This is a genomic window from Raoultibacter phocaeensis (genome assembly GCF_901411515.1).
GTDB lineage: Bacteria > Actinomycetota > Coriobacteriia > Coriobacteriales > Eggerthellaceae > Raoultibacter > Raoultibacter phocaeensis.
The window spans coordinates 1,811,965-1,835,956 of record NZ_CABDUX010000001.1 but is presented as its reverse complement, the minus strand read 5'-3'; the positions used below and the strand labels follow the sequence as shown (position 1 = coordinate 1,835,956).

At 59.0% G+C, this 23,992-nt stretch carries 17 protein-coding genes; 6 read left to right on the top strand and 11 right to left on the bottom strand.

Annotation, left to right across the window (positions count from 1 at the left end):
- Positions 1-10: 10 nt before the first annotated feature.
- Positions 11-676, bottom strand: coding sequence for an FtsB family cell division protein (locus FJE54_RS16005; protein ID WP_180326623.1), 666 nt, complete (start codon positions 674-676; stop codon positions 11-13).
- Positions 677-743: 67 nt separating this feature from the next.
- Here FJE54_RS16005 and FJE54_RS16000 point away from each other — a divergent pair, with 67 nt between their 5' ends.
- Positions 744-1,274: a hypothetical protein gene (locus FJE54_RS16000; protein ID WP_180326622.1), complete on the top strand. Its 531-nt coding sequence runs from the start codon at positions 744-746 to the stop codon at positions 1,272-1,274.
- 287 nt (positions 1,275-1,561) lie between these two features.
- Here the strand turns inward: FJE54_RS16000 and FJE54_RS07330 are convergent, their stop codons facing one another.
- Together FJE54_RS07330 and FJE54_RS07325 are read right to left on the bottom strand one after the other, a co-directional pair.
- Positions 1,562-1,948 (bottom strand): metal-dependent transcriptional regulator, encoded by a 387-nt coding sequence (locus FJE54_RS07330; RefSeq protein ID WP_139652032.1) that lies wholly within the window; start codon positions 1,946-1,948, stop codon positions 1,562-1,564.
- A 409-nt stretch (positions 1,949-2,357) separates the two neighbouring features.
- Entirely contained in the window at positions 2,358-3,716 is a 1,359-nt protein-coding gene (locus FJE54_RS07325) for a Fic family protein (protein WP_255467266.1), read from the bottom strand.
- Positions 3,717-3,971: 255 nt separating this feature from the next.
- On the opposite strand from FJE54_RS07325, the gene FJE54_RS07320 reads away from it, so the two are divergent.
- Positions 3,972-5,492: an FAD-dependent oxidoreductase gene (locus FJE54_RS07320; protein ID WP_139652031.1), complete on the top strand. Its 1,521-nt coding sequence runs from the start codon at positions 3,972-3,974 to the stop codon at positions 5,490-5,492.
- 124 nt (positions 5,493-5,616) lie between these two features.
- On the opposite strand, the gene FJE54_RS07315 is transcribed toward FJE54_RS07320, so the two are convergent.
- The 5 genes from FJE54_RS07315 to FJE54_RS07295 all read right to left on the bottom strand — a co-directional run bounded on the left by FJE54_RS07315 (position 5,617) and on the right by FJE54_RS07295 (position 11,133).
- Entirely contained in the window at positions 5,617-5,820 is a 204-nt protein-coding gene (locus tag FJE54_RS07315; protein WP_139652030.1) for a FeoB-associated Cys-rich membrane protein, read from the bottom strand.
- Positions 5,821-5,936: 116 nt separating this feature from the next.
- Positions 5,937-8,291: a ferrous iron transporter B gene (gene feoB / locus FJE54_RS07310; RefSeq protein WP_139652029.1), complete on the bottom strand. Its 2,355-nt coding sequence runs from the start codon at positions 8,289-8,291 to the stop codon at positions 5,937-5,939.
- 184 nt (positions 8,292-8,475) lie between these two features.
- Positions 8,476-8,715 carry a FeoA family protein gene (locus tag FJE54_RS07305; protein ID WP_139652028.1) on the bottom strand — a complete coding sequence of 80 codons (240 nt, stop codon included), beginning with the start codon at positions 8,713-8,715 and terminating at the stop codon, positions 8,476-8,478.
- A gap of 90 nt (positions 8,716-8,805) precedes the next feature.
- A complete protein-coding gene (locus tag FJE54_RS07300; RefSeq protein ID WP_255467265.1) occupies positions 8,806-9,078 on the bottom strand; it encodes a FeoA family protein in 273 nt (90 codons plus the stop codon).
- Between the two features lie 633 nt (positions 9,079-9,711).
- Positions 9,712-11,133 carry a helix-turn-helix transcriptional regulator gene (locus tag FJE54_RS07295; RefSeq protein WP_255467291.1) on the bottom strand — a complete coding sequence of 474 codons (1,422 nt, stop codon included), beginning with the start codon at positions 11,131-11,133 and terminating at the stop codon, positions 9,712-9,714.
- Positions 11,134-11,396: 263 nt separating this feature from the next.
- On the opposite strand from FJE54_RS07295, the gene FJE54_RS07290 reads away from it, so the two are divergent.
- Positions 11,397-13,061, top strand: a complete 1,665-nt coding sequence (locus FJE54_RS07290; protein WP_139652026.1) for an FAD-dependent oxidoreductase — start codon at positions 11,397-11,399, stop codon at positions 13,059-13,061.
- 103 nt (positions 13,062-13,164) lie between these two features.
- Here the strand turns inward: FJE54_RS07290 and FJE54_RS07285 are convergent, their stop codons facing one another.
- A complete protein-coding gene (locus FJE54_RS07285) occupies positions 13,165-15,630 on the bottom strand; it encodes a ribonucleoside triphosphate reductase (protein WP_139652025.1) in 2,466 nt (821 codons plus the stop codon).
- A gap of 416 nt (positions 15,631-16,046) precedes the next feature.
- Between FJE54_RS07285 and FJE54_RS07280 the strand changes: the two genes are divergently transcribed.
- The 3 genes from FJE54_RS07280 to FJE54_RS07270 all read left to right on the top strand — a co-directional run bounded on the left by FJE54_RS07280 (position 16,047) and on the right by FJE54_RS07270 (position 23,215).
- Positions 16,047-21,068: a SpaA isopeptide-forming pilin-related protein gene (locus tag FJE54_RS07280; RefSeq protein ID WP_139652024.1), complete on the top strand. Its 5,022-nt coding sequence runs from the start codon at positions 16,047-16,049 to the stop codon at positions 21,066-21,068.
- 124 nt (positions 21,069-21,192) lie between these two features.
- The gene (locus FJE54_RS16135) at positions 21,193-22,071 is read left to right on the top strand and encodes a radical SAM protein (protein WP_139652023.1); all 879 of its coding nucleotides are present in this window, start codon (positions 21,193-21,195) and stop codon (positions 22,069-22,071) included.
- 217 nt (positions 22,072-22,288) lie between these two features.
- The gene (locus tag FJE54_RS07270; RefSeq protein WP_180326620.1) at positions 22,289-23,215 is read left to right on the top strand and encodes a Fic family protein; all 927 of its coding nucleotides are present in this window, start codon (positions 22,289-22,291) and stop codon (positions 23,213-23,215) included.
- Between the two features lie 24 nt (positions 23,216-23,239).
- Here FJE54_RS07270 and FJE54_RS07265 read toward each other — a convergent pair whose 3' ends face one another.
- Both FJE54_RS07265 and FJE54_RS07260 read right to left on the bottom strand, forming a co-directional pair.
- Positions 23,240-23,488, bottom strand: a complete 249-nt coding sequence (locus FJE54_RS07265) for a helix-hairpin-helix domain-containing protein (RefSeq protein WP_139652021.1) — start codon at positions 23,486-23,488, stop codon at positions 23,240-23,242.
- Positions 23,485-23,892, bottom strand: coding sequence for a DUF3795 domain-containing protein (locus FJE54_RS07260; protein ID WP_139652020.1), 408 nt, complete (start codon positions 23,890-23,892; stop codon positions 23,485-23,487). Before FJE54_RS07260 ends, FJE54_RS07265 begins: the two co-directional genes overlap by 4 nt.
- Positions 23,893-23,992 lie beyond the last annotated feature (100 nt).

Sequence of the window (23,992 nt, the reverse complement as noted above, 5' to 3'; positions counted from 1 at the left end):
TAGTCCGTGCCTATTCGACGCCGAAGACGACGTCCAGTATCGGAGAATACCACGTTTCGGGCGCATCGATGCTGCCGGGCGTGATTGCCTTGTTGTACGTCGATTCGTCTTCGGCGGCATCGATCCCGTACACGTTGGCTGCATGCTCGTCTTGCTTGACCCAGCCGAACTCCCTGCGTGCGCGATCCTCGATGCCGGCATCGGTCGAAAGGTTGTCGACCTCGGCCTTGATGGTCTGGTTGCGCTGCTGGAGCGCATCGTACTCTGCCTGAAGCTGATCGCGCTCGCGAACGGCTACATAGTACTGCTGCGCCGTCGGATACAGAAACACGCACGAAAGCACGAGGCATGCGGCAACCATCAGGCTTGCGACGAATTTCGGGGAGCGGGGGTTCAGGCTGATTCCCGAGAAGCGCTTTTTGGAGGCGCCCATCGACTTGCCGGGGTTTCCCTGCATCCTCGATGCCTGCTTGTGCTTTTTGCCCATTTCGCCTTTATAGAGCGCAGCCCTGCTGCCTCCCGATGACGCATCGGAATCGCCGCTGCCGAACTGCCTCGTGAACGCTTTGCCGGCCTTGTTCTTGGCGACGCTGCGTTTAAGCTTATCGATCCGCGAAGTCTTGGTTTCTTCGAAATCATCGACTTCGGGCTCTTCGTCCCAGCTCGTGCGAATCACCGCGTCAGATTCGCGACCGGTGCTCGCAGAAGCTCGTTTCGTTGAGACCTGCTTTTGAGCGGGCTGCTTGAAAGCCTGCCGATCGCGCGACGAGGTGCTGCGCACGCCTGAAGAAGCGAAGGTGCGCTGCGACGTGCGGGATCCGCTTTTCTGGGATACTAACGAGGGTTTCGCATTCGACTTTGATCGAGCTGCCGACGACTTCGATGGCGACGCAGATTGGGAGCGTATCGAAGCTTTGGGTTTCGCTGCGCTCTTTGATTTCACCGTCGATGCGGGCTTGGGTGCCGTCCTCGGTTTCGCAACCGCATTCGTTTTCTTCGCGGATTGCGGTGCTGAAGACTTTGCCGAAAGCTTCGAGCTCTTCGGCTTGGCTTTCACGCTCGGCTTCGACGCTGCTTTGGTCGACGAAGATTTTGCATTCTTGGGAGCCGCCGTTTTCACCGAGGGACGCCTGAATGCAGCGGCAGACGGACGGGTTTTACCCGCCACGGTCTTCGCCTCGTCAAACGAGACTATCTTCGCCTGTGCAACCAACGGAACGGTGCCCCTCTCAGCATCTTGGTTCGTGTGTGGTGTGTTCAATGCTAGAAGCTGATCGCAGGATAGCATAATCTCAGACACTCCGCACGTCAGGATCGGCCGTGCACGGTCTTGTAAACCATATGTTGAACAGAGGTTGACGAGGGCGTATGCGGCGATGCTGGCAAAATCAGCCGCCACAAAAAACACAGGCATGAGGTAAATAGGTGACGAATTACCAGAAAGCGGTTATGGGTTGCCAAAAAACGCAAGCAACCAACAATGCTTGCCTATTGAGCAAATTTGTTCAATACGAATTCTACGAAATACAAAAGAGATATCGTTGCCAGACTCGCAATCGCGCTACTTCTTGGAATCGATCTTCTTGATGAACGCCGCCCATTTTTTGAATGAGTCGTCGCTGATAGCATGCTCCATCTGGCACGCTTCCTCCTCGGCGACTTCGGGATCGATGCCGAGGTTCTTGGTAAGGAACTTCAAAAGAAGCTCATGGCGGCCGAGCACCGACGTTCCGTACTCGTACCCTTCGTCGGTAAGCGTGATATCGCCGTAGTACGGCTGATCTACGAGGCGCTTTTCCTTGAGTGTCGATACCGCCTTGTTGACCGAAGCCTTCGACACGCCCATCTTCGCAGCGATATCCACCGAGCGAACGGACTGCTCGGTCGTTCCCCCGAGCATAACGATAGCCTCAAGGTAATCCTCGTGCGACATTGAGATTTTTTCCACGAAACGCCTCCTAACGCGCTTTTCCCATTGTACTACATTTACTTCGTGGATCAGAGAGAGGAGAGCGGCGGGGGAAAGGGGGATTTCCCCCCCGCAAAATGTGGTGGTAGCCAGACGAGAGGAGCTCCACCACCCGGATAAGCAAAAGGAGGTCTGCCACAGGTTCAGGCTGCTGTGCGTTTCCGCTTGAGCCGCCTTCCGCTTGGCATGATGTTAGTATAGGCTAACTATTCCCGAAGCGCAAGAGAAAGTTTTCCATGGTTTACAATTCCTCCATAACTCAGGGTTTCGCGCTCGCAGAAACGGCGCGCGCAAGAAAAGCGGTAGCGGAACGGCGCTGATGTGCTTGTCGACGAGCAGTGCCGAAGCGGCGCATGCGCGCGAAAAGAGGCTGTGCGAGCTCTTTGTCTTAGAGGAAGCCCTCGGCTTGTTCGCCCGACAAGGCAGACGCGGTGCGCTTACCTCCCTGCCCGGCATACCCCATGAGCCGTTGGCGAAGACCGGGGGTTACGGGAAACTCGAACGCGCGCTTGGTGCGGACGCATCCCAAAAAACCGAGGTCGACGAGCTTCATGAGATCGGCACGCGCCGTCGCATACGCTACGCGATGGGTTTTCTGATGCGATTCGATCCTGAAGACCGCTTCGGGATTGCTGAGCGCAACCTGCAAGATCGCCCGCTGCCGATGGTTGATCTCCACATCCTCGCGAAGCGCTTGAACGAACGCTTCGTCGCGCTTGATCACGCGCTTCAACTCCTCTTCTACCCCATCGAGCCGCTGGCGCACAAGATGCGCCACAATCGCCACGTAAATCGTGTAATCGACCTCGTTGTCGATGAGCATCTCCGAATCGGCAAGCGACGTCAAAACGTTTGGCGGCTTGATAACGCCGCTTTCCCAATCGCGGCACGCCTTGACGATAGGCACGAACGCAAGCACCGGCAAACTCGATTTGCGAAACAACAGCTTCATGAGAAGCGAATACATGATGCCGTTCCAGGCGGGCAACGGCAGCGTACTCATAAACAGATGGCGGATACCCATACCTAAGATAAGCGGGTGCTCGGCAACCTCCGATCGGCTTCCGTTGATCAAATTCGACGCAAGCGCAAGCACCGACGAGCTGTCAAGCCGTTTCTCTTTCCACAGAGCCGATCGCTGCACCTGCGGCCGCACCCCCCGAAATGCAACGTCCTTTGAAACCTGCGCGTACAGATCGAGAATCAATTCGGGGGTACAGGGCTTGTCGGCGTATTCGGCCAGATCCCACATCGCCTGGTGGCCGTTGAGGAGCAGCTGCTCTACGGAGGTTTCCGGCTCCCGTTCGCCTAGCAGCACCTCGCGCGCCTTTTCGTATCCGATAGCGAGCCCGTCTTCCCGAATGGTTGTGATAGCTCCGTCGACATGGGCTTCAACAAGAAAATAGGTGGTGTTGCGGGATTTGATGGCCAAATCGAGCCAGGACCCCGAATGGCAGCGCCGGTCGATGTCATCGAGGTCGTCGAGGATGGAGCGCGTAGGATAGTACCATCCGCGCCTTCCATCTCCATCGCGAAACGGCAGGTCGATAGCGGTTTGACGCCTGAGCGCATTGAGGATGCGCCATGCCTGCTCGTGGCTGATACCATCGGGCATTCGCAAGGTTTCGAACTCCGACCACGGCAAAGGATGCGCATTCACCAATCCCCGCAGTTCGCAGAACGCAGGATCTTTCAGAAGCGCGATCATCTGCTCTACGGATTCGTTCGATAGCGATTCGGTTCCCATGCCCCCGTCCCCCGTTCGCAATTCTATCAATTATTGATAGATACAGTATACCGTATTGAACCTCAGGGGACCACGGGATGAAGACTACAGCATAAAAGCTTTTTGATCAGGTAATTTAATCGCACTCAAAAGCCATCAAACGCAATGCTTTCCATTTCGTAAGTATCAATTTTTTAGAGATTGACACTCATGAGAGCACCCCCGTATGATCGCATTCGGACAGACGTCCACGAGGGAAAAGGGAAAGGGAATCCTATGCACAACGAAAAGAACCTGACGCGCCGCAACTTCGTCGGAGCAGCACTGGTGGGAGGCATGGGCGTTGCCGCAACGTCGTTTCTTGCCGGATGCAGCAGCGCCCCGGCGGCTTCCGACACACAGGGTGCGAACCAGGAAGCGTGGGACGAGGAAACCGACGTTATCGTTGTCGGGTCGGGCGGCGCGGGCCTTGCAGCTGCGGTAGAGGCGGCGGGCGCGGGCGTAGGCGTCATCGTGCTCGAAAAGACCAACATCATTGGCGGCGATTCGACGCTGTGCGACGGCATCCTCGGCGGGTGGGGCACCAAGCTCGCAAAAGCGCAGGGCATCGACGTCAGCGCGGACGACGTATACAACTGGTTCATGGGCCATCCCGAGTGGTACGGCCCGAAAGACCCCGAGGTCGCCCGTCTGCTCGCCGATAAGAGCGGCGAGACGATCGACTGGCTGCAGGAAATCGGCGTGCCGTTCGTCGAGGAGGTCGCTCCGCGCTTCGGCTATACTGAGCTGCCGGTGATCCACCAGGTAGACGGCAAGGGTGCCGAAATGATCCGCATCCTGAAAGAGAACGCGGAAGGGGCCGGCGCCATCATCGAGACGGAAACTGCAGCCACAAAGCTCATCGCGAACGACGAGGGCCGCGTCATCGGCGTTGCAGCTTCGTCGAAAAAGGGAGATAAGCGGATCAAGGCGAACAAGGGCGTCGTCATGGCAACGGGAAGCTACGCCGGAAGCCCCTCCATGCTCGCCCAGCTGAACGCCGAGAGCGCGCATCTTCTGCCTGGCTCCAATCCCGGGGCTACGGGCGACGGCCTCGCGATGGCCATGGTTATCGGAGCCTACACCGCCAGGGCGGCCGAGCTGCCGCTCATGAGCTCGCTCGCCGGTGTCGAGTCGGGATCGATCGTCAACTGGAACTACTACGAGCGCTTGCACGGCCTGTGGCTCGATGCCAACGGCGAGCGGTTCTTCAACGAAGAGACCAACTACGAGAACCCCACCGGTCACCGCGCAATCGTACGCAAGCAAAACGAGCAGGGCAAGCAGGTGGTCGCCTTCATCGGCACTACCCCCGAACTCGAAGCCGTGCTCGCCATGCGCCCGATCGAGTGGGCAACCGGTGAAACGGTCGAGGAAGTCGCCGAGATGGTGGGGCTCGACGGCGCGCAGGTGAAGGCCACGGTGGATCGGTTCAACAGCCTGTGCGAAACCGGGCAAGCTGATGACTTCGGACGTCCCGCCGAGTTCATGATCCCGCTTACCGGGCCGTTCTACGCCGCTCCGATTTCGGTGAGCACTTCGGTGACCATGGGCGGGTTCAGGACGAACACCGATGCCCAGGCGCTGAAGCTCATGGCTCCCACGAAAGAAGGCAGCTTGACCGCCCCCATCGCCGGCCTGTACGCTGCGGGCGTGGTGTGCGAATGGAACTGCGCAGCGGGTGCGACGGTGCTCTGCGCCGTGACGCTCGGCCGAATTGCCGGCCAAAACGCTGCCAAAGAAGAACCAGCGGCGTAGGCGTTTTCCCGCAACTGGCAGGTGCCGACTGATCAGCCGTCTGGTGCCTGCCGAAAGAAAGAAGCCGGGGGTATCAGCCTCCGGCTTCTTCGCATTCATCGTGCCTGGCCCATCGTGCCCGGTATCACTTTTGCGCGTTGGCGGCGCGCTCCATATCGGCGACCATCTTGTCAACGGCACCGCATCCGGAACAACCGCCCGAAGGGCACTCGCCGTCGTGACAGTCGCAGAGTCCGCGCTTCATCATACGGCGGACGGCGAGGACCGCAAGCGCGACGATCATCAAGCTGATAATAATCGTCGGAGCATTGAGCATCAGCGGTTGCATAGCAGGCCCCCTTTCTTGTTTTCTAGTCCTGGTCCGCCCGTCGGGTCTGATGCAGGCGGACCAATCGTTCTTTCAGTGCATTCACGGAGCGAGAATCGCCCGCAGCAGCAGCACGCCTACGCAGCGCCGCCCTCAGCTGCGAGCTTCTTCGCGCCCTTCTTCTCATCGTAGTTCGGCATAGGGCGGAAGAGCTGGAACAGGATGGCGATCAAGCACACTGCAGCGACAACCGTCCACAGGTTGAACGAAAGCTCCCCGGTGATGAGTCCGCCGAACTGGTAGGCCATCAGGCCGACGACCCACCCGAACACCGTCATGTAGCCGATAGCGAACCAGGTCCACTTGGCGCTTTCCATCTGACGGCGGATCGTGCCGATGGCGGCGAAGCAGGGCGCGCACAGCAGATTGAAGGCGCAGAAGGCGATGATTGCAGGTGCAGAGCCGCCGAGCATGAGGGCGAACGCCGACCACATCGAGGGGTCAGCCTCCCCGACATCGCCGAGACTCGTAAGGATGCCGACGGTCGCGACCACGTTCTCCTTGGCAACAAGCCCGGTGACCGAGGTCACGGTCGATTCCCAGTTGCCGAAACCGAGCGGGGCGAAGATCCATGCGAGACCGTTGCCGAGGCCCGCCATGAGACTGTATTGGATATAGCCGTCCATCTCGCTATCGAGCAGTCCGAACTGGCCGTCGTACATGCCGAAGTTCATGAGGAACCAGATGACGATGGTGGACAGGAAAATGATGGTACCGGCTTTGACGATGTAGCTCCTGATGCGCTCCCACGTGGCCAACAGCACGGTCTTTACAGCCGGGATATGGTACTGGGGAAGCTCCATGACAAACGGGCTCGCTTCGCCGGCGAACATCTTGGTCTTCTTGAGCATGATACCCGAGATGATGATCGCGATTACGCCGAGGAAGTAGAACATCGGAGCAATCCACCAGGTTGTTTCGGTGTTGCCGCCCGCAAACGCGCCGAATACGAGCGCGATAATCGGCATCTTGGCACCGCAGGGAATCATCGTCGTGGTCATGATGGTCATGCGGCGGTCTTTTTCGTTCTCGATGGTTTTCGTGGCCATCACAGCGGGCACGCCGCAGCCTGAAGCGATGAGCATCGGTATGAAGCTCTTTCCCGACAGGCCGAACTTGCGGAAGATGCGGTCCATGATGAAGGCGACGCGCGCCATGTATCCGCACGCCTCAAGGACCGAGAGCAGCAGAAACAAGATGATCATCTGCGGAATGAAGCCGATGACGGCGCCGACGCCAGCGACGATGCCGTCGACCACAAGGCTCTGCAGCCACGGCGCGGCGTTCACGGCGGCGAGAGCGTCGGCAAGAAGCGGAGTCAATCCAGGAATGAACAGGCCGAATTCGGCAGGATCGGGCTCGCTTTCGGCGAGGGCCTCGAGCTGCGCTTCGCTTGCGCCCGCCTCTTCGGCGACGGCAACCTGTTCCTCCCAATCGCCGAGCGCCTCTTCGTAAGCTGCACCGCCCGTGTAGAGCCAGCCGTCTCCGGATATACCGTCGTTCGCCCAGTCGGTGACGACGCCTGTGCCGACCGAGATAGCCAGGTAGTACACTAGGGCCATGATCACAACGAAGATGGGCAGCCCGAGCCACCGGTTCGTGACGATGCGATCGACCTTCTGGGTCGTGTTCATACCCTTGCGGGATACCTTGACCGCAGACGAAACAAGCCCGACGATGGAATCGTAGCGCTCGGAAGTGATGATGCTTTCGGCATCGTCGTCCTCGGCCTCTTCCACGCGCTCGCGAACGGCGTCGATCGATGCGACATCGGAGGCCGTAAGCTTCAGGCCCGCGATGGTCCGCTCTTCGCCCTCGAACAGCTTCGTCGCGTACCAGCGCAGCGTTTCGGCGGGAACCTTGCCTTCGATGAGCTTCGAGATTTCAGCGAGAGCGGATTCGACTGATTCGTCGTAGCGCAGCTCTGGAGCGGCGGGCCTACCACCCTTCCCCGCCTTGATGGCGGTATCGAGAAGCTCCTGCATGCCCGAGCCCTTGAGCGCCGACGTTTCGACAATGGGGCACCCGAGCGCTTGGGAAAGCTGCGCGACATCGATCTTGTCGCCATTTTTCTTCACGAGATCCATCATGTTGAGCGCGACGACCACTGGAAGCCCCAGATCGAGAATCTGCGTGGTCAGATACAGGTTGCGCTCGAGGTTCGTTGCATCGACGAGATTGATCACCACATCGGGACGGCCATCGAGCAGATAATCGCGTGTGACGATCTCTTCGGGAGAATACGGTGAAAGCGAATAGACACCCGGCAAGTCCGTAATCGTTACGTCCTTGTCGCGTGTGTATTTACCTTCTTTCTTTTCGACGGTCACGCCCGGCCAGTTGCCAACGTATTGGTTGGCTCCGGTCAGATCGTTGAACATCGTCGTCTTGCCGCAGTTCGGATTACCGGCAAGCGCTATGCGAATTCCCATGTTCAGCCTTTCTTATCTCATGCGACCCATATCCTGTCGCTTCACGGTTGACCCGCGATTTCAAGTTAACCAGTGCTAACTCGCATCCCAAAAAAATGCTTCCCATGCCGACTTCATCGGCCCTGAAAAGCCCCTGGCGGCAATGCCGCCGAATCCTAACGAGCGGGCAAAGAAGAACTCTGCCCTAACCGACGAGAATGCTGTCGGCTTCGCTTTTCCTCAGCGACAGCTCGTAACCGCGCACGGTCACTTCGATCGGATCACCCAGAGGAGCAACTTTGCGTACGAACACATCGGTACCCTTCGTGATGCCCATATCCATGATGTGGCGCTTCAGCGCGCCTTCGCCCGTAAGTTTGCGGACGACGGCCGACTCGCCGATCTTCACGTCGCGCAGGGTCTTCGCCCCTACAGCCTCTGCCATGTTCCTTCCTTCCGTTTTGCTCCTACACTCTGCAACTGGACGGTGAGCACTCGCCTGAAAGCCGAGAGTAACCCGCCCGCGTTCGACTTGTTACTGCGTGATGATGCGCGTGGCGACCTGTTTGTTCAAGGCAACCTGTGAACCCTTGATCTCGACGATCAGATTCCCAGCCATCTCGGACACCACCGTGACGGCCGCACCTTCGACAAACCCGAGATTCTCGAGATGATGGTGAAGATCGCCCCTGCCGCGCACTTTTGCGACGGTGGCCGACCGACCGCGCCCCAAAAACGATAACGGCATCTGAGCCCTGCCGACACTGGGCGTTTCGTGTACTGCGGATATCGTGCTCTGTGCTGCCATGGTCTCCTGCATATCACTGCACCTCACATTGTTAGCTCTATGTAACAAAAAGTATCATAGACCAAACTTTTACAGAATGGAAGCTAAAGTTAACTTTTTTTGCGGGGTACTACACATTTCGCAACCGATTGTTGCCAGAACGCCGATTTGCGGCATCCCGCAGAAAAAGAATGCGTCTGCGGAACCGAAGCTCGACACACGCGGTGCGATGTTTGCCTCGGCAGCGACCGCACCATTCGTATTCGGGCAGAAAAACATCCGACTTGCTGCAGAAATTTGCGGCTTGTGTCTACCAGATGAGGCAAAAAAGGCATCAGCATGTCTAGATAGCATTCCATAAAGAGCGTTTTTCCAGATCGCGAAACTCGAATACAACTACCATCTCTTAATCGCGACCCCAATTCGCGCCGCAAGGTGCACAACCCGTAAAAATCTGTTAGTAGGGACGGTTAATTTCGTCCGAAGGCTGGTGAAGGCTGTCACGTCGATTCGCTTTACTGAAGGTGCCTGCAACACCTTCCCGCAATACGCGAGCTCGGGGTTCAGCGGAATCGTCTACCTCCAGAAGAACCCCCGCGGCGCCGTCGACGCAATGCGGCAGAACTACCTGATTCCACCTCTATACGGATAGTTTTACCTCTGCCGACCTTGGGCATCTTCCCCCTCGAACAGATCGATGAGTTCTTGGCGACTGTGTACGTCGAGCTTGCGGTAGATGCGCTTGGTGTGCCCACGCGTGGTATTCTCCGATATGAAGAGCTTTCTCGAAATGGCAGCGACGCTGTTGCCCTTCAGAAGCATTGCAACCACCTCGAGCTCGCGGGCCGATAGACCGCGACCCAGTTCCGTATCGGCAAGGGCATCGATTTCCTCTGCTTGCACCACCGAATCAGGCAGGACTTCTTGCTTGGCACGCACCCGTTGGGAGTTCCTGTTTTCGTCAAACGCAGCATACAGCGCAGAATTGATCACCAGCGTGTCGTCAACAGGCTCCGCAGAGCCCTTAAAGCGACGACCCAAAGAAGCCAGCCCCACGCCGATGAATAGGGCGAGGAGGCATATCGCCGAGATTCTTACAATCCTCTCATCGGTTGCAAGAGCGCCATTGACCAAAGCGAACCCGAGCGTATCGCCAATGACGAGCGCAGCGAGCAGAGGAATGACGCAAAACCCGTATATCGCTACGGGCGAAAACTGCGTTCTCGAAGCATACGTGGCGGCCATAATAAAGATGAGCAGCTTAACGAGGTGCGATCCGAAAGCAAGCGCCCCCGTTAGCAGATTCTCCCATTCACCTCCGAAGAAAACCGGAAGGCACAACACAATACCCAGCATAGGGAAGATAGCCTGGTACACATCGAGGATCTTAAACCCTTTCGAAGTGAACAGCTCGACCGAGGCAATGAGCAGAGACGCCGCGCCGAACCCGACGAGGGCCGATGTTACTGCAGCATGATCGTACAGTGCCGGAATATGGCTCGAAAGCGCCCAGGCGAAGCAGACGATCGAAGCGCACAGGACCGGTTTCCAAATATCGCCGATGACGACGCGTGCGTACGGGCGGGCATCCCTCGCAGGAAAAGAATCGACCCTCGCAAGGCTGCGCCGCAGGGTATACGTAGCGGCAAGCGGTAACACGACGACGATAGCAAACGCAGCCGCAGGAACCGGCAAAAGACGGAGCATCAGGCATACGACAACAACCATGAGCGAAGAAAGCGGAAGGTATATAGCCGATCTGTTCTGACCTTCACTTGCGTAGACGATCTGCCACAAGAGAAAGAAAACGGCACAAGCGAGTCCCTCAAGCGCGCCCAGCAGCACGCTCACCCAGTTCGCGAAGTAGCCAAACGAGAAGGCAAGCAGATAGAGCATCGCAGTGGCAGAAAGCATCAACCCGGCAAAAAATGCAGTGTCGGCAGGTATGCGGTCTTCGATTTTACGCATTGCCAACACGCATGCTACGAGAAAGACAAGCGTAAAAACCTGCTGCGACCACGTGAACGCAAGCCACTCTTCGCTCGGAGAGACGATTTGGGGAATGCCGAGCATCATCAGCAAAGGTACGGACCAAAAGAACCCGAATCCAAAACAGCTGGGCTGCAAGCTTCGCACATACGCAAACACTGCACACCTCCCTATCCCATCCGCAATTATACGCACCAAAAGCTCGCCCATCGAGCCCCGCAACCCCAAATAGACATAAAACGTGTCTACCCCTCGCCCGATCGACATACTCCGTGGCTATCGCACGCAGCAGACAGGGCTCAAGATTACAGGACCTCGAATCCGAGGAACACGATGCTAAGGAGGGCATTATGGGAGAGAAAGCGTCCATGGTCGACCGCCGCCGATTCTTACAGGCAATGGGGCTGGGGGCCGCCGCATTCGTTGGGGGAAGCGCCCTTGCCGGTTGCGCGCAAACAGATCAGACAGGGAAAGAGCCGCAAGCAAGCGACCCCCCAGCAGAAACAAAACCGACAACCGAGCAGCCTCAAAAATCAGGAGATTGGCTCGGCGAGGCTCCCTCAGTGAGCGATGCCGACTGCGTCGAAACCAAGCAGACCGACGTCGTCGTCATCGGAGCAGGCGTGGCGGGAATCGCAGCGGCACGTGCTGCCGCCGAAGAAGGCGCATCGGTCATCGTCGTCGAGCAGAGCGAGGCACCCACGATACGCGGTTTGGTATTCGGTGCGTTGAACTCGACCTACCAGCAGGAACTGGGAGCGGTTTACGATGCGGGGGAAGTCGTCAACGAGATCTGCCGCGCCATGGGCAACCGGCCCAACCAGCGACTGTGGAACAAATGGGCCGCCGAAAGCGGCAGCACGTTCGATTGGTTTGCGGAAGTCCTCGATGAGAGCGATACATACTTCCTCGAATTTTGGCCGAATCCAGAAGGATACGATAACGAAAACGAGCTGCGCAAGCAGTACTGCACGGGAATCGAGTTCGTCGATTGGATAGCTGCAGTTACCAAGCAGTACGAAAAATCGGTAGCCGAGGGGGCCGAATACGCGTTCAGCACGAAAGCGGTCAAGCTCGCGAAAAACGATGCAGGCGAGGTGGTCGGCGTCTACGCGCAAAACACCGAAGGCGACTATGTCAAATTCGAAGGCTCAAAGGGCACCATCCTCTGCACCGGCGACTACGGCCACAATATCGATATGGTCGAAGCGCTGTGCCCTGAGTTTTATTGGAATTGCAATGGCCAGCCTATCGCCATCGAGACTTCGAACGGCGACGGCCACAAGATGGCAATCTGGGCTGGCGGCGTGATGGAGCCAGCGCCGCATGCCCACATGGATCATACGTTCGCCGACATGATGGGTATCGGCAACACGACCACCTTAAGTCTCAATGCCAAAGGTGAACGGTACGCGAACGAAGACTGCGATGGGCAGTCGTTCACGAACCAAATCGTGAGGCAGCCTGCAAAATGCGCGTATCAGATATTCGATGCATCGTGGCGCGACATGATCGAGAACCAGCCTATCAGCCACGGCATGCCGTACCCCGCGACCATGGATATGGAAGCGAAGCAGGCAACGCTCGATAAGGCACTCGAAGAGCCGAAGCCCTCACTTGCGGGGTTCAACACCTTAGAAGAGCTCTTCGATTTCATGGGCATCCCCGTGGATACCGCGATGGCGAGCGTCGAGCGGTACAACGAGCTCTGTAAAAAAGGCAAGGATGAAGATTTCGGAAAACGGGCCGATCGCATGCACCCGATCGAGACCCCACCGTTCTACGCCGCATCGAGCTTGATCGCCACCGGCCTCATGACCGCCGGTGTCATGGTCGACGAGAATCTTCGTGTGATCGATGCCGACTTCAACCCCCTGCCGAACCTGTGGGCTGCCGGCAACGTTGCCGGAGGACGGTATGCCAACGAGTATCCCGTTTACCCCGTCGTCGCCACATCGCACGGAACGGCGATCACGTTCGGCCGCTCATGCGGAATGCAGGCTGCGGCGAAGTAGGCGAAATCGCAGCAACACCTTCCCGCAATACGAAGCGGGGATCCGGCGCTTCGATTCCGAATCCCCGCTTGCGCTGCAGCAATCTCAGATGCGTGCCGGGCCCCTACGCGAACACCTGCAGATTCGGAATCTCCTGGAATACCGCTGCGGCACCGCGGACGACGTTGGCCTTTCCATCTCCCCCGACCTCGATGAGCGTCGGAGCCTGCATGATGTTGTAGCGGCGCGCGAGCTCGGGGTTCTCCTCGGCGAAGATCTTCTCGAACGGCACGCCCGCCTGCTGCATGAGCTGCTCGGCGTGCTTGCAGTTCGCGCACGTCTTGGTGGCAACCATGTACACGCCTGCGGGAAGAGAGCTCGCTTCGGCGGCAGGCGCACCAGCAACCTCGGATGGCTCGTCTGCGGAAACCGCAACCGCTTCCCCGCCCCGCTCGGGCACGGCGGCCGGCGCACCCGCCTGGGCCGCAGCCGCAACCTGGGCATCGCCCTTCACGAGCTTGGATGTACCGATGTTGTACACGACGCGATCCTGGAACTCCTGCGATTTGCCGTCGTTCCAGTTCTTGACAGGACGGTAGTATCCGGTGATGCGGCTGTACACCTCGGTTTCCTCGTGACAGCAGGGGCACTCGTACACTTCGCCCGCGATGTAGCCGTGGTTCTTGCACACTGAATAGGTGGGCGACATGGTGTAGTACGGCAGCTTGTAGTTCTCGGCGATCTTGCGCACGAGCGCTGCGGCGGATCGCCAATCGGGAAGCTTCTCGCCGAGGAAGGCATGGAACACGGTACCCGACGTATAGAGCGTCTGGAGCTCGTCTTGCACGTCGAGCGCGCTGAAGATGTCCTCGGTATAGCCCACCGGCAGGTGCGAGGAGTTCGTGTAGTAGGGCTTGCCGTTCTCGTTTGCGGTGATGATATCGGAGAATTGCTCCTTGTCGTGCTTCGCGAAGCGGTACGTGGTGCTCTCGGCCGGCGAAGCTTCGAGGTTGTACAGATCGCCGTACTCCTCCTGGTAATCGCTCAGGCGCTCGCGCATGTGGTTGAGCACGTCTTTCGAGAACTCCTGGGCGGTTTGACTCGTCATATCGGCGCGCAACCACTTCGCATTCTGGCAGGCCTCGTTCATGCCCACGAGCCCGATGGTGGAGAAATGGTTCTCGAACGTGCCGAGATAGCGCTTCGTATAGGGGTAGAGCCCCGCGTCGAGCAGCTTCGTGATAACGGTGCGCTTCGTTTTGAGCGAACGTGCGGAAACATCCATGAGGTGATCGAGGCGCTGGTAGAACTCGGCCTCGTCGGCGGAAAGGTAGGCGATGCGCGGCATGTTAATGGTCACGACGCCCACCGAACCGGTGGATTCGCCGCTGCCGAAGAACCCGCCCGACTTCTTGCGCAGCTCGCGAAGATCAAGGCGCAGACGGCAGCACATCGAGCGCACGTCCGAGGGCTCCATGTCGGAGTTGATGTAGTTCGAGAAGTACGGCGTGCCGTATTTGGACGTCATCTCGAACAGAAGCTGGTTGTTCTCGGTTTCCGACCAGTCGAAATCGTTGGTAATCGAATAGGTGGGAATGGGATACTGGAACCCGCGGCCGTTCGCATCGCCCTCGATCATGATCTCGATGAACGCCTTGTTGACCATATCCATCTCGGCTTTGCAGTCGCCGTAAGTGAACTCCATGTCCTTGCCGCCCACAATGGCGGGCACGTCCTTCATGTCGGCGGGCACGGTCCAGTCGAGCGTGATGTTGGAGAACGGCGCTTGCGTGCCCCAGCGGCTCGGGGTGTTCACGCCGAACACGAACGATTCGATGCACTGCTTGGTTTCATCATACGTGAGGCCGTCGGCTTTCACGAACGGCGCAAGGTAGGTGTCGAAGCTCGAGAACGCCTGCGCACCGGCCCATTCGTTCTGCATGATGCCGAGGAAGTTGACCATCTGGTTGCACAGGCTCGAAAGATGGCTTGCGGGCTTCGAGGTGATCTTGCCGGGAACGCCGCCGAGGCCCTCCTGGATGAGCTGCTTCAAAGACCAGCCGGCGCAGTACCCCGTAAGCATCGAGAGATCGTGCAGGTGGATTTCGGCGCTGCGGTGCGCCTCGGCCACCTCGTTGTCGTAGATTTCGGAAAGCCAGTAGTTTGCTGTGATGGCGCCAGAATTGGAAAGAATGAGGCCGCCGACGGAGTAGGTGACCGTGGAGTTTTCCTTCACGCGCCAATCCTCGACGTTGACGTAACTGTCGACGATGGCCTTGTAATCGAGCAGGGTCGCGTTAGCGTTGCGCACCTTTTCGCGCTGCTTGCGGTATAGGATGTAGGCTTTCGCAACATCGGCGTATCCGGCGGTGGAAAGCACTTCTTCGACGCTGTCCTGGATAGTCTCGACATCGACGATGCCATCAACGATTTTCGGCTCGAAATGGGCCGTCACGTTGAGCGCGAGAAGGTCGATCGTCGAGGGGTGGTACTGTTTGTCCATCGCGTCGAATGCTTTGGCGATCGCTCCCGAAATCTTGACGATGTCGAAATCGGAGATCTTGCCGTCGCGCTTCCTCACCTGGTACATATACATGCTCCTTTGATGCTCTGCTACGTATTCTTGTCTGCGGTACCGCTATCCTAGACCCGCCCGTGTGCCAAGTCAACGGATACATCACCATATCTTGAATCTTTTCAGTAAGCGGCAACTATATGTTGTAGTGTAGGATATTTTCTCCGCAGAACGGTCATCGTATCTATACGCCTTCTCAACAAACGGGCAACGTGCCGAGCCCTCTTCGTCCCTCGTACAACCACTCCTTGAAGGAGCGACGAATATAGGGGCAAGTATGACCGACGATCTTATACTTATCTATGGGTTCTGCCTATCGGCGAATCCCTCAGATGCATGCGCACGCACGTACCGGCACAAGGTCCACCACGTACTGAGCTAAGCACGATGATGTCCACCTGTACCATCATACGCCCTAAGGACCAGATCATATGAGACCGACTGCCACCATCCGTCTGCACCGCGCGTGCGCTCTTATGTTCGCCTTGCTTCTGATCGCGGGTTCGGTTCCCCTTACCGCCCGCGCCGAACAATCGGATCGAGCATCACGCGCACCTGCCTCGTCGATCGACCTGATCGCACGCGCAGACCCCATCGCCACGCTCACCCCCGACGGCAGCGCCGCAGGACGCCCTGCAGTATTCGCCTCGCTCACGGCTCACGGCCGTATTGTGGAGGCGGGCGGGCAGCACAAGCTCGAACTCGGTTTCGAGCTCGCGCTCGATGATGACGCGCTCCAAGAAAACCTGATGACCTGGCTCGACGCTCATCCTGACGTCGATCCGGGCGACATCGATACCGCACTCGACGGCGACAGTGGCCTCGTTGCCATATCCTTTGCTTTCGAATACGCCCTCTCGGATACCGTTGTGCTTCCTTCAGGTGCAACCGAAAACGACATCGTCGTCACCGTCGGCGGATCGCTGGAAACAATCGGCAGCTACACTTACGAGCCCGTCCCGGAAGGCACGAGCCTGCGCGTTGAGGGGACCTTCTTCAAGCACATGTACAGCCATCAGGGCGTAACGGCGGGCGAATACTTCCAACTCGACCTCGAAGCGGGGCACACCGGCACGCCCGAGGTCGCCCTCACGCCCGAAAACGGATCGGTCGGCGCATCGGTGTCCTTTATCGGAGACGAACCGGAAGACGGAACGTACACCATCGAGAAGAGCGTCAAAGCGCGGGAGGCAAACGACCCGAACCTGTCGTATGCGATAACGGCTCGAACCGAACCTTCCTCGGCCAAGGCAAACCTGGCGGGCAAAACGATCACCGACACCCTTCCCGCAGGGCTCGAATTTGCAGGTGCACGGGATAAGGCAGGAAACGCGCTTATCGAGGGTTCGGACGCAGGATGCTACCGCTACGATCCCGCTACACGCACGTTCTCGTATCTCGTGCCGGAGAATGCGACCGACCCGCAAGCCGCGGTATCCGAAGCTACCGTCGTCATCGACGCGTACGTGAGCGGCAGCCTTTACGCCGAATTCCTCGCGGGAGACGCAAGCGGAGCAACGACGTTCGAGAACACCGCCTCCGTATGCAAACCGGGCGAGGATGCGCCGCTCACCACGTCCCTTCCAGCCAATGCGCGGTTCGGCGGCACCGGCGATGAGGGCCGCGCGCTTGCGAAGAGCGGTACGCGCACGGGCGTCAACGGCGATCAGTACGAATGGACGCTGAAGGCTTCGGCGTACCTGAACGGCGGATCGGTCTGGCTCGTCGACCGCATCCAGGGCATCGAGACAACGCACGATTACACGCGCACAGGCGGTGCCGTAGCGTATGCCGTCGATTCCGTACCGGGTAGCGCCGCAGTCGTCACGCCAGCACAGCCGGTCCGGTTCGACGATATATCGCCTTCGGCATTAAGCAGCCTGACCAGCGGAGGAACGCAGGCCGTCACGTATTCGTACGACACCGACAGCGACGGCACCGATGATGAGGCGGTGCTGATCGTCCCGCTTGCCGATCCGACGCAGCGCAACAAGACGGTGACGCTCACCTACGCCACCACCGTCAAAGCGGACCCCGCAGCCGGCGGAACCGCACAGGTCGCTCTCAAAAACGATGCGACCATGGCGTGGGATAAGGCGCGATACCAAACAGGCCCCGAAGGCACCGGTGCCACACCGACGTTTTCGGTGGAGAAGGACATCAGCGACGAATTCTCGCTACTCCGCAAATCAGCGGGAGCTTACAATGAGCACAAGCACGAGATGGTGTGGGATATCAAGCTCAACCTCGCCGGCGAGGATCTGGGGGCGGGTACGCAAACCGTCACCGACACGTTCGATACCGACAAGCAGGCGTTCAAAGAGCTGCACTACCGGGTAGACGGCGGCTCGTGGGCTGCCGTGGCCGATGCAGCAGCAAACCCTGCCGCATCACCCCGGTATACGCTTGCAAACGATCCCGTGGCGGGTACGACCTCGCTTTTAGTCTCGATCGATGCAGTCGGTACGCATCTGTACGAATTCCAGCTTGCCGCAACCGTGATCGATCCCGCGGTATTGAGCGCGCCGAAAAACGGTGCGGTGCACAACGAGGTTGCCGCCGATCTGACGGTAGAGGGAATACAGCGCTCGGTCTCCGACGCTGCAACGAAAACGGTTCCGAACGTCTTGCTTGAAAAGCGCGCCCTGAAGCTTGACGGCACCACCGTCGGGACTGAATACGATTACGAAAACCACCAACTTACCTGGCAGATAACGGTGAATCCCCACCACGTGGCGCTTTCCCCCGTCGAAACGGGCGGAGCCGTGACAGATCCTGTAACGCTTACCGACTCGCTTCCCGAGGGAACGACGTTCAACGAGCTGCTCTCTGTCACGCGCATCGCCGCAGACGGATCCGAGGCCCTCCTCGATATTACCCCGCATCCCGCAACGGGACCGATCACCGGTGCGACCGTTACGAACCCCACGAAAGACGCGTTCCTCATCGAGATGACGACCTCCGAGACGACCGGCACGGCAGGCTATTCAAACGATAGCGCCATCTTCTCCTTCATGCCGAAAGGAGCTGGCACGGCAACAGATGCCCAGGGCGCGTTCGACGACGCGTTCGTGTTCACCTTCACCACGACGGTCGACCAAGACTACCGAACCGCCACCTTCACCGACACGAGCAAAACCTACACGCTCGCCAACGCGGCGAACCTCAAAGGCACCGTCATCGGATCGGCGACGGGAGCAGCGGGCATCCCCCACGCCGCCGTCGATGCGAATGCTCGGGCCGAGCAGAAGGTCCACGCGCAACCGATCTCCAAATCGGGGACGTTTCATCCCGCAAGCGAATCGGGAAACCCGTACGAGGCGACGCTTGGACCGGTCGCCTACGCGGACTGGACCATCGTGTTCAACAAGCACGCTTGCGACATGGAAGGCGCAGAACTCAAAGACGCCCTGCCTGCGTGCTATGAACTCGACCTCGATTCCCTCGTCTTCTCGAGAGCCGTCATCGACAGCGGAGGCGTTGCCGCAGCTGGCGCACCGCTCACAGAAGATGAGATCGCTACGCTCGCGCTCGATACGGCATGCGACGGTTTTTCATTCACCGTCCCCCCGACGCTTAAAGAGCAGCCTCTGATCATCACGTTCAAAACGCTCGTCATCGATACGGTTGCCGCACAGGGGCTCACCAATACCGCCGAACTCTACCGAAACGGCACCCGGCAGACCAACTCGACGTTCCAGCCGACGAATGCGGCTAACTTCGATGCTTCCAGCTACGCTTCGGCATTGAAAACCCCGTGGCTCAGCGTAACCAAGTCCAGCACGAACTCGGTCGATGATGCAGCGGGCATGCCCGAGCACGCGATCGGCAACGCCACGTTTGCGCTTGGGACCGCAAAGCAGTGGGACAATGTTTCCGGCACCTGGTCCGATGCCGCCACGCTGCGGGGCAAAACAGCTGTGACGAAAGAATCGAACGGGTCGGCGTCGTTTTGGTTTCTCGCCTACGATACGCTCTACACGCTCGCAGAAACCGTACCTCCCTCAGGGTATGCCAACGACTTCGCACCCTGCTCGGTCGTGTTTGTGAGGGATTCCGGACTGTTCGCCGACCAAGCGTTTTCAGCCGGATTGCCTGCAGGCACGCTCATCGTCGCCGCAGATGGCAGCACCTCGGTTGCGGGCTCGGGCATAACCCCGCCGCCGGTTGCCGTAAGCACCCAAGGCGGCGTGCTCAGGGGTGCCACGCTGTATGCCGCCGATACGCCGAGTGCCGGCGTCTCGTTCACGAAAACGACCGATCGCGGCGGAAGCGTAGCGGGCATGTCGTTCACCCTGACCAGCACCGACGATTCGCTCGCTCCGCAAACCGCCGTAAGCGATGAGTACGGACGCGTCGTGTTTCCCGCCGTCGACCCCGGTTCGTATTCGCTTGCCGAAACCCCCACGGCAACCCAGCAAGCACAGTTCGCCGACGCGCCCGCATGTACCGTCGAGATGGCACCTGACGGAAGCTTCACGATAGCCTCACCCGACGATCCCCCGAGCGTACGGCACGAGGGAGGCGCGTACGCCATCGTGAACACATACAAAACGGGCACGGTGTCCCTCACGAAAGCCGATGCCGAGGACCCCGACTCCCTGCTGTCGGGAGCCGAATTCGCGCTCTTTGCACAGAACGGTTCAGTTCTCGCCGCCTATCTTTTGGAAGATGCCGCGCATCCGGGCACCTACGTGCTCTCCGAAACGGACGATCTTTCGAACCTCGGCGAGATAGGAGCCGATGAACACGGTGCACCCTACCTTGCAGCGGATGCTTCCGGCACCCTCGCGCTCACGGCGGGCACGTACACGCTTTTCGAGACGGTCGCCCCAATCGGCTACAGCCCTGAGATTCCCGCCGCGCAGCGCACGGTCGTTATCGACGGAAGCGAGCCGAACACGATGCTCGTCGTCGAAAACGGTAAAGCGCTTGTCGCGCATACGGTGCAAAAGATTTGGGCAGACGACGAAGACGCCGACGGCTTGAGGCCCGCCCTCATCGAGGTGCAGCTGCTCGCCGACGGTGCCCCGCTCGGCGACCCCGTACAACTCGACGGCGCTATGGGTTGGACGCATCGCTGGGAAGACCTTCCCGAGCAGACCGACACGGGCGCGATCGTCGCCTACAGCGTCGTCGAGTCCGCGGTTCCGGAAGGCTACGCTGCAACGTACGAGACCGCCGAGGGGATGTCGGTGATCACTAACAGCCACGTGCCGGCCTCGGTAGGCAGCGAACCGGGCGAAGATCCCGATGGTGGCGAGGCCGAGCCTCCCGTCGACAAGCTCGAACCTTCGGATGCCAACAGGCAGCGGGGAAAAGCCTCGGCCGATCTCAGCGCAGCGGGCGATACACCGATCGCGTCGGTTCTGTTCGGACTCGGGTGCGCAGCGGCATTGCTGGCGGGAGCCGCTGGATTGCACGTCCGACGAGGGGCTCGGAGCGAACGCTGAGATAGGCTGTCGTGCGCTGAAGGCCCGCAGGCGCCACAGAGCGTTACGCTTGCGCGCGGGCTTTCGCTCGACTATCCCGCCGAAGGCCCGCGAAACGTCGCGGAGTGCTACAATCAAACGCATCATGAGACTCGCAGGCCTTCAAAAACTCACGTTGCTCGACTATCCAGGAAAGACCGCCGCAACGGTGTTCACGCCCGGATGCAATTTCCGCTGCCCGTTCTGCCACAACGCCGAATTGGTGCAGGGAGCAGCACCTGCCGCCGGTAGCGACGAGAGCGAAGGCGGGAACAATGAGGAAACGCCGTACGGCGCGAACGCACAGCGCGGTGCGGATGAGGGGCGCGGCGCGGACGCGCAGTGCCCTGAGGATGACGAGCGCAACGCGGGCGCCGAATGCGCGGGCAGCACCTCTGAGTCGCACCTTTCCAAACAGCCCTTCCCCACCGTTTCCGAAGAGGAGTTCTTTTCGTTTCTCGACAAGCGCCAGGGACTCCTCGACGGCATCTGCATAACGGGCGGCGAACCGCTTCTGCAACCCGACATCGAAGCGTTCTGCGCCGAAATCAAACGGCGGGGTTTCGCCGTCAAGCTCGACACGAACGGCAGCTTACCCGACCGCCTGCGCGCACTCGTAGACGACGGGCTTGTGGATTACGTTGCGATGGACGCCAAGAACAGCCCCGCGCGGTATGCCGAGACGATCGGTGTGCCTGCGTTCGATCTCTCTTCTGTGGAAGCGAGCGTCGCATACCTGCTTTCGGGCGCGGTCCCCTACGAGTTCCGCACGACCATCGTGCGCGAGTACCACGACGAGATGGGCCTCACGGACCTCGCGCGGTGGATCAAGGGGGCCGATGCGTGGTACCTCCAAGCATTCGTCGATTCGGACACCGTACTCGCAGGTGAGGGATCGCTCAGCGGATACGCACCCGATGAGTTGGAAGCCCTGGTGGCAGCTGTGCGCCCCATCGTTCCCACCGCCCGTATACGCGGTGTGTAGGCATGCGGCGAAGGTTTCGATCGAACTCTTGAGATCGACTCGGCGCGATACCGCGCCGCATCGCGCCGAGTCGAAATCGGGTTTAACGCCTCTCATCGGCTGGCCCTACTTCAAAGGGCGCTCATCGCTCCGCCCGGTAACCGTATTGCAGAACAGTCTCGCAACGCTTTATCATAGGCTGGTACGGAAACCCTGTACGAACGCGAAAGGATGCCGCATGGCGGAACAAGACATGAGCGGACTCGAGTACGCCACCGGCTACGAGAAGATGTACGGCGTCACCGATGAGCGCTACGAGTATCTATGCTTGCTGCAAAAGCAGTTGCAGCGTTTCAACAGCGAACCACGCGCTTTTGCCACGGACAGAAAGCTCGTCGCACGGCTCGAGGATCAAAGGGCGATCCTTGCCGATCATGGTTTCGAGCCGACCAATGAAGACCGCATTTTCGAATCGGTAAAGATCGATTTCGTACACACCACCGCCCGCATCGAGGGCAATACTCTTTCGCTCAAAGAAACTGGATTAATTCTCGAAGAGGATGCAACCATACCGGGGAAATCCCTCAGCGAACACCTCGAAATCATCGATATCGCTGCAGCCTTCGATACGATGGTCCAATTCGTACGTGAGGAAAAACCGCTTTCCGCTGCAACGATATGCGTTCTTCATCGAATCGCAGCGGCACACCTCGAAGACTGCGAACCGGGTGAATACCGCTGGGATCAACGCTACATTTCTTCTTCGCCGATTCTTCCCCCACCCCCAGCACGGGTTCCCGAACTCGTAGACGCATCGGTTGCATGGGCGAATCGCACCGAGTGTTCAGCCATCGAAACCGCTGCACTGTTTCACCTCGCGTTTGAAGATATCCACCCCTTTCAAGACGGGAACGGGAGAACGGGGCGCATAGTGCTCAACTTCCAACTGATGAAAGCAGGATACCCGCCGATCAGTCTCAAAGCCGACAAAGCGGGCATCGGCGCGTACTACGGTGCCATCGATTCGTTCGTACGCGACATCGATGGACGCGACGGCTCGGCAATGGCGAATCTCGTAGCCCATCGGCTCGAAGACTCGATCGGCCAACGGATGCTGCTTTGCGAGCAGAAGAGCGCGCGCAATCTCGACGGGAGCACGCTGTAACAGACGCATACCAGAGGCAACCGTCTAATCCTTCCAGGCCCACCATCTGAGTTTTTCGGGATCGGGCGTTTCGGTTTCGGCGAAGTAGACCGCCTCGCGGTACACGTAAAGGCAGCACCGATCGACCTGTTCCTTATGCACGAGGCAATCGCGCTCGTACAATTCTTCGGGATCGGCCCCCACGAGGTCTTCGACGCACGCAATGCCGACGGCCTTGAGACGCTTTTCCATGTTCACGCCTACCCCGGGAATCGTTTTCAAATCGGTAGTCATTCGCCTTCCTTTCCGCATGCGCTGCATATACGGCGGTGCTGCGATACCGCTCCCCCGCATTCGGGGCAGGTCCACCGCGCTCGCTCTTCATCCATGAACGCTTCGAGGCCGCTGTCACGTGCCGCCGAACCGTTGCCGATCAAGCTCACGCCGTACTTCTTGTAGTTGCGCTCCATGCGCTTGCTTTCCTTGCAGGGAAACTCGGGGCACTCGAAGCAGCGCGTATGCCCTCGTTCGACACAGCACTCTTTGATAGCGCACGTACGGCACGCCTGCGGCTTGTTCTCATCCGACGCAAGGCACCCCTGGCAAGGCTTCTTCTCGGCGAGATGCCGATAGCACACGAAGCAGTTTACCCCGCAAGGAGCAAGGAACCGCGCGTCGATCCGATCCGGCATGAGCATGGCGCACCTCTTTCGTCTTTCCACCCAGTATAGCAAAAAACGAACAAATGTTTCACGTGAAACATGAAGGAAGCGGTGCGGAATGCGGCAGCGTTGGCAT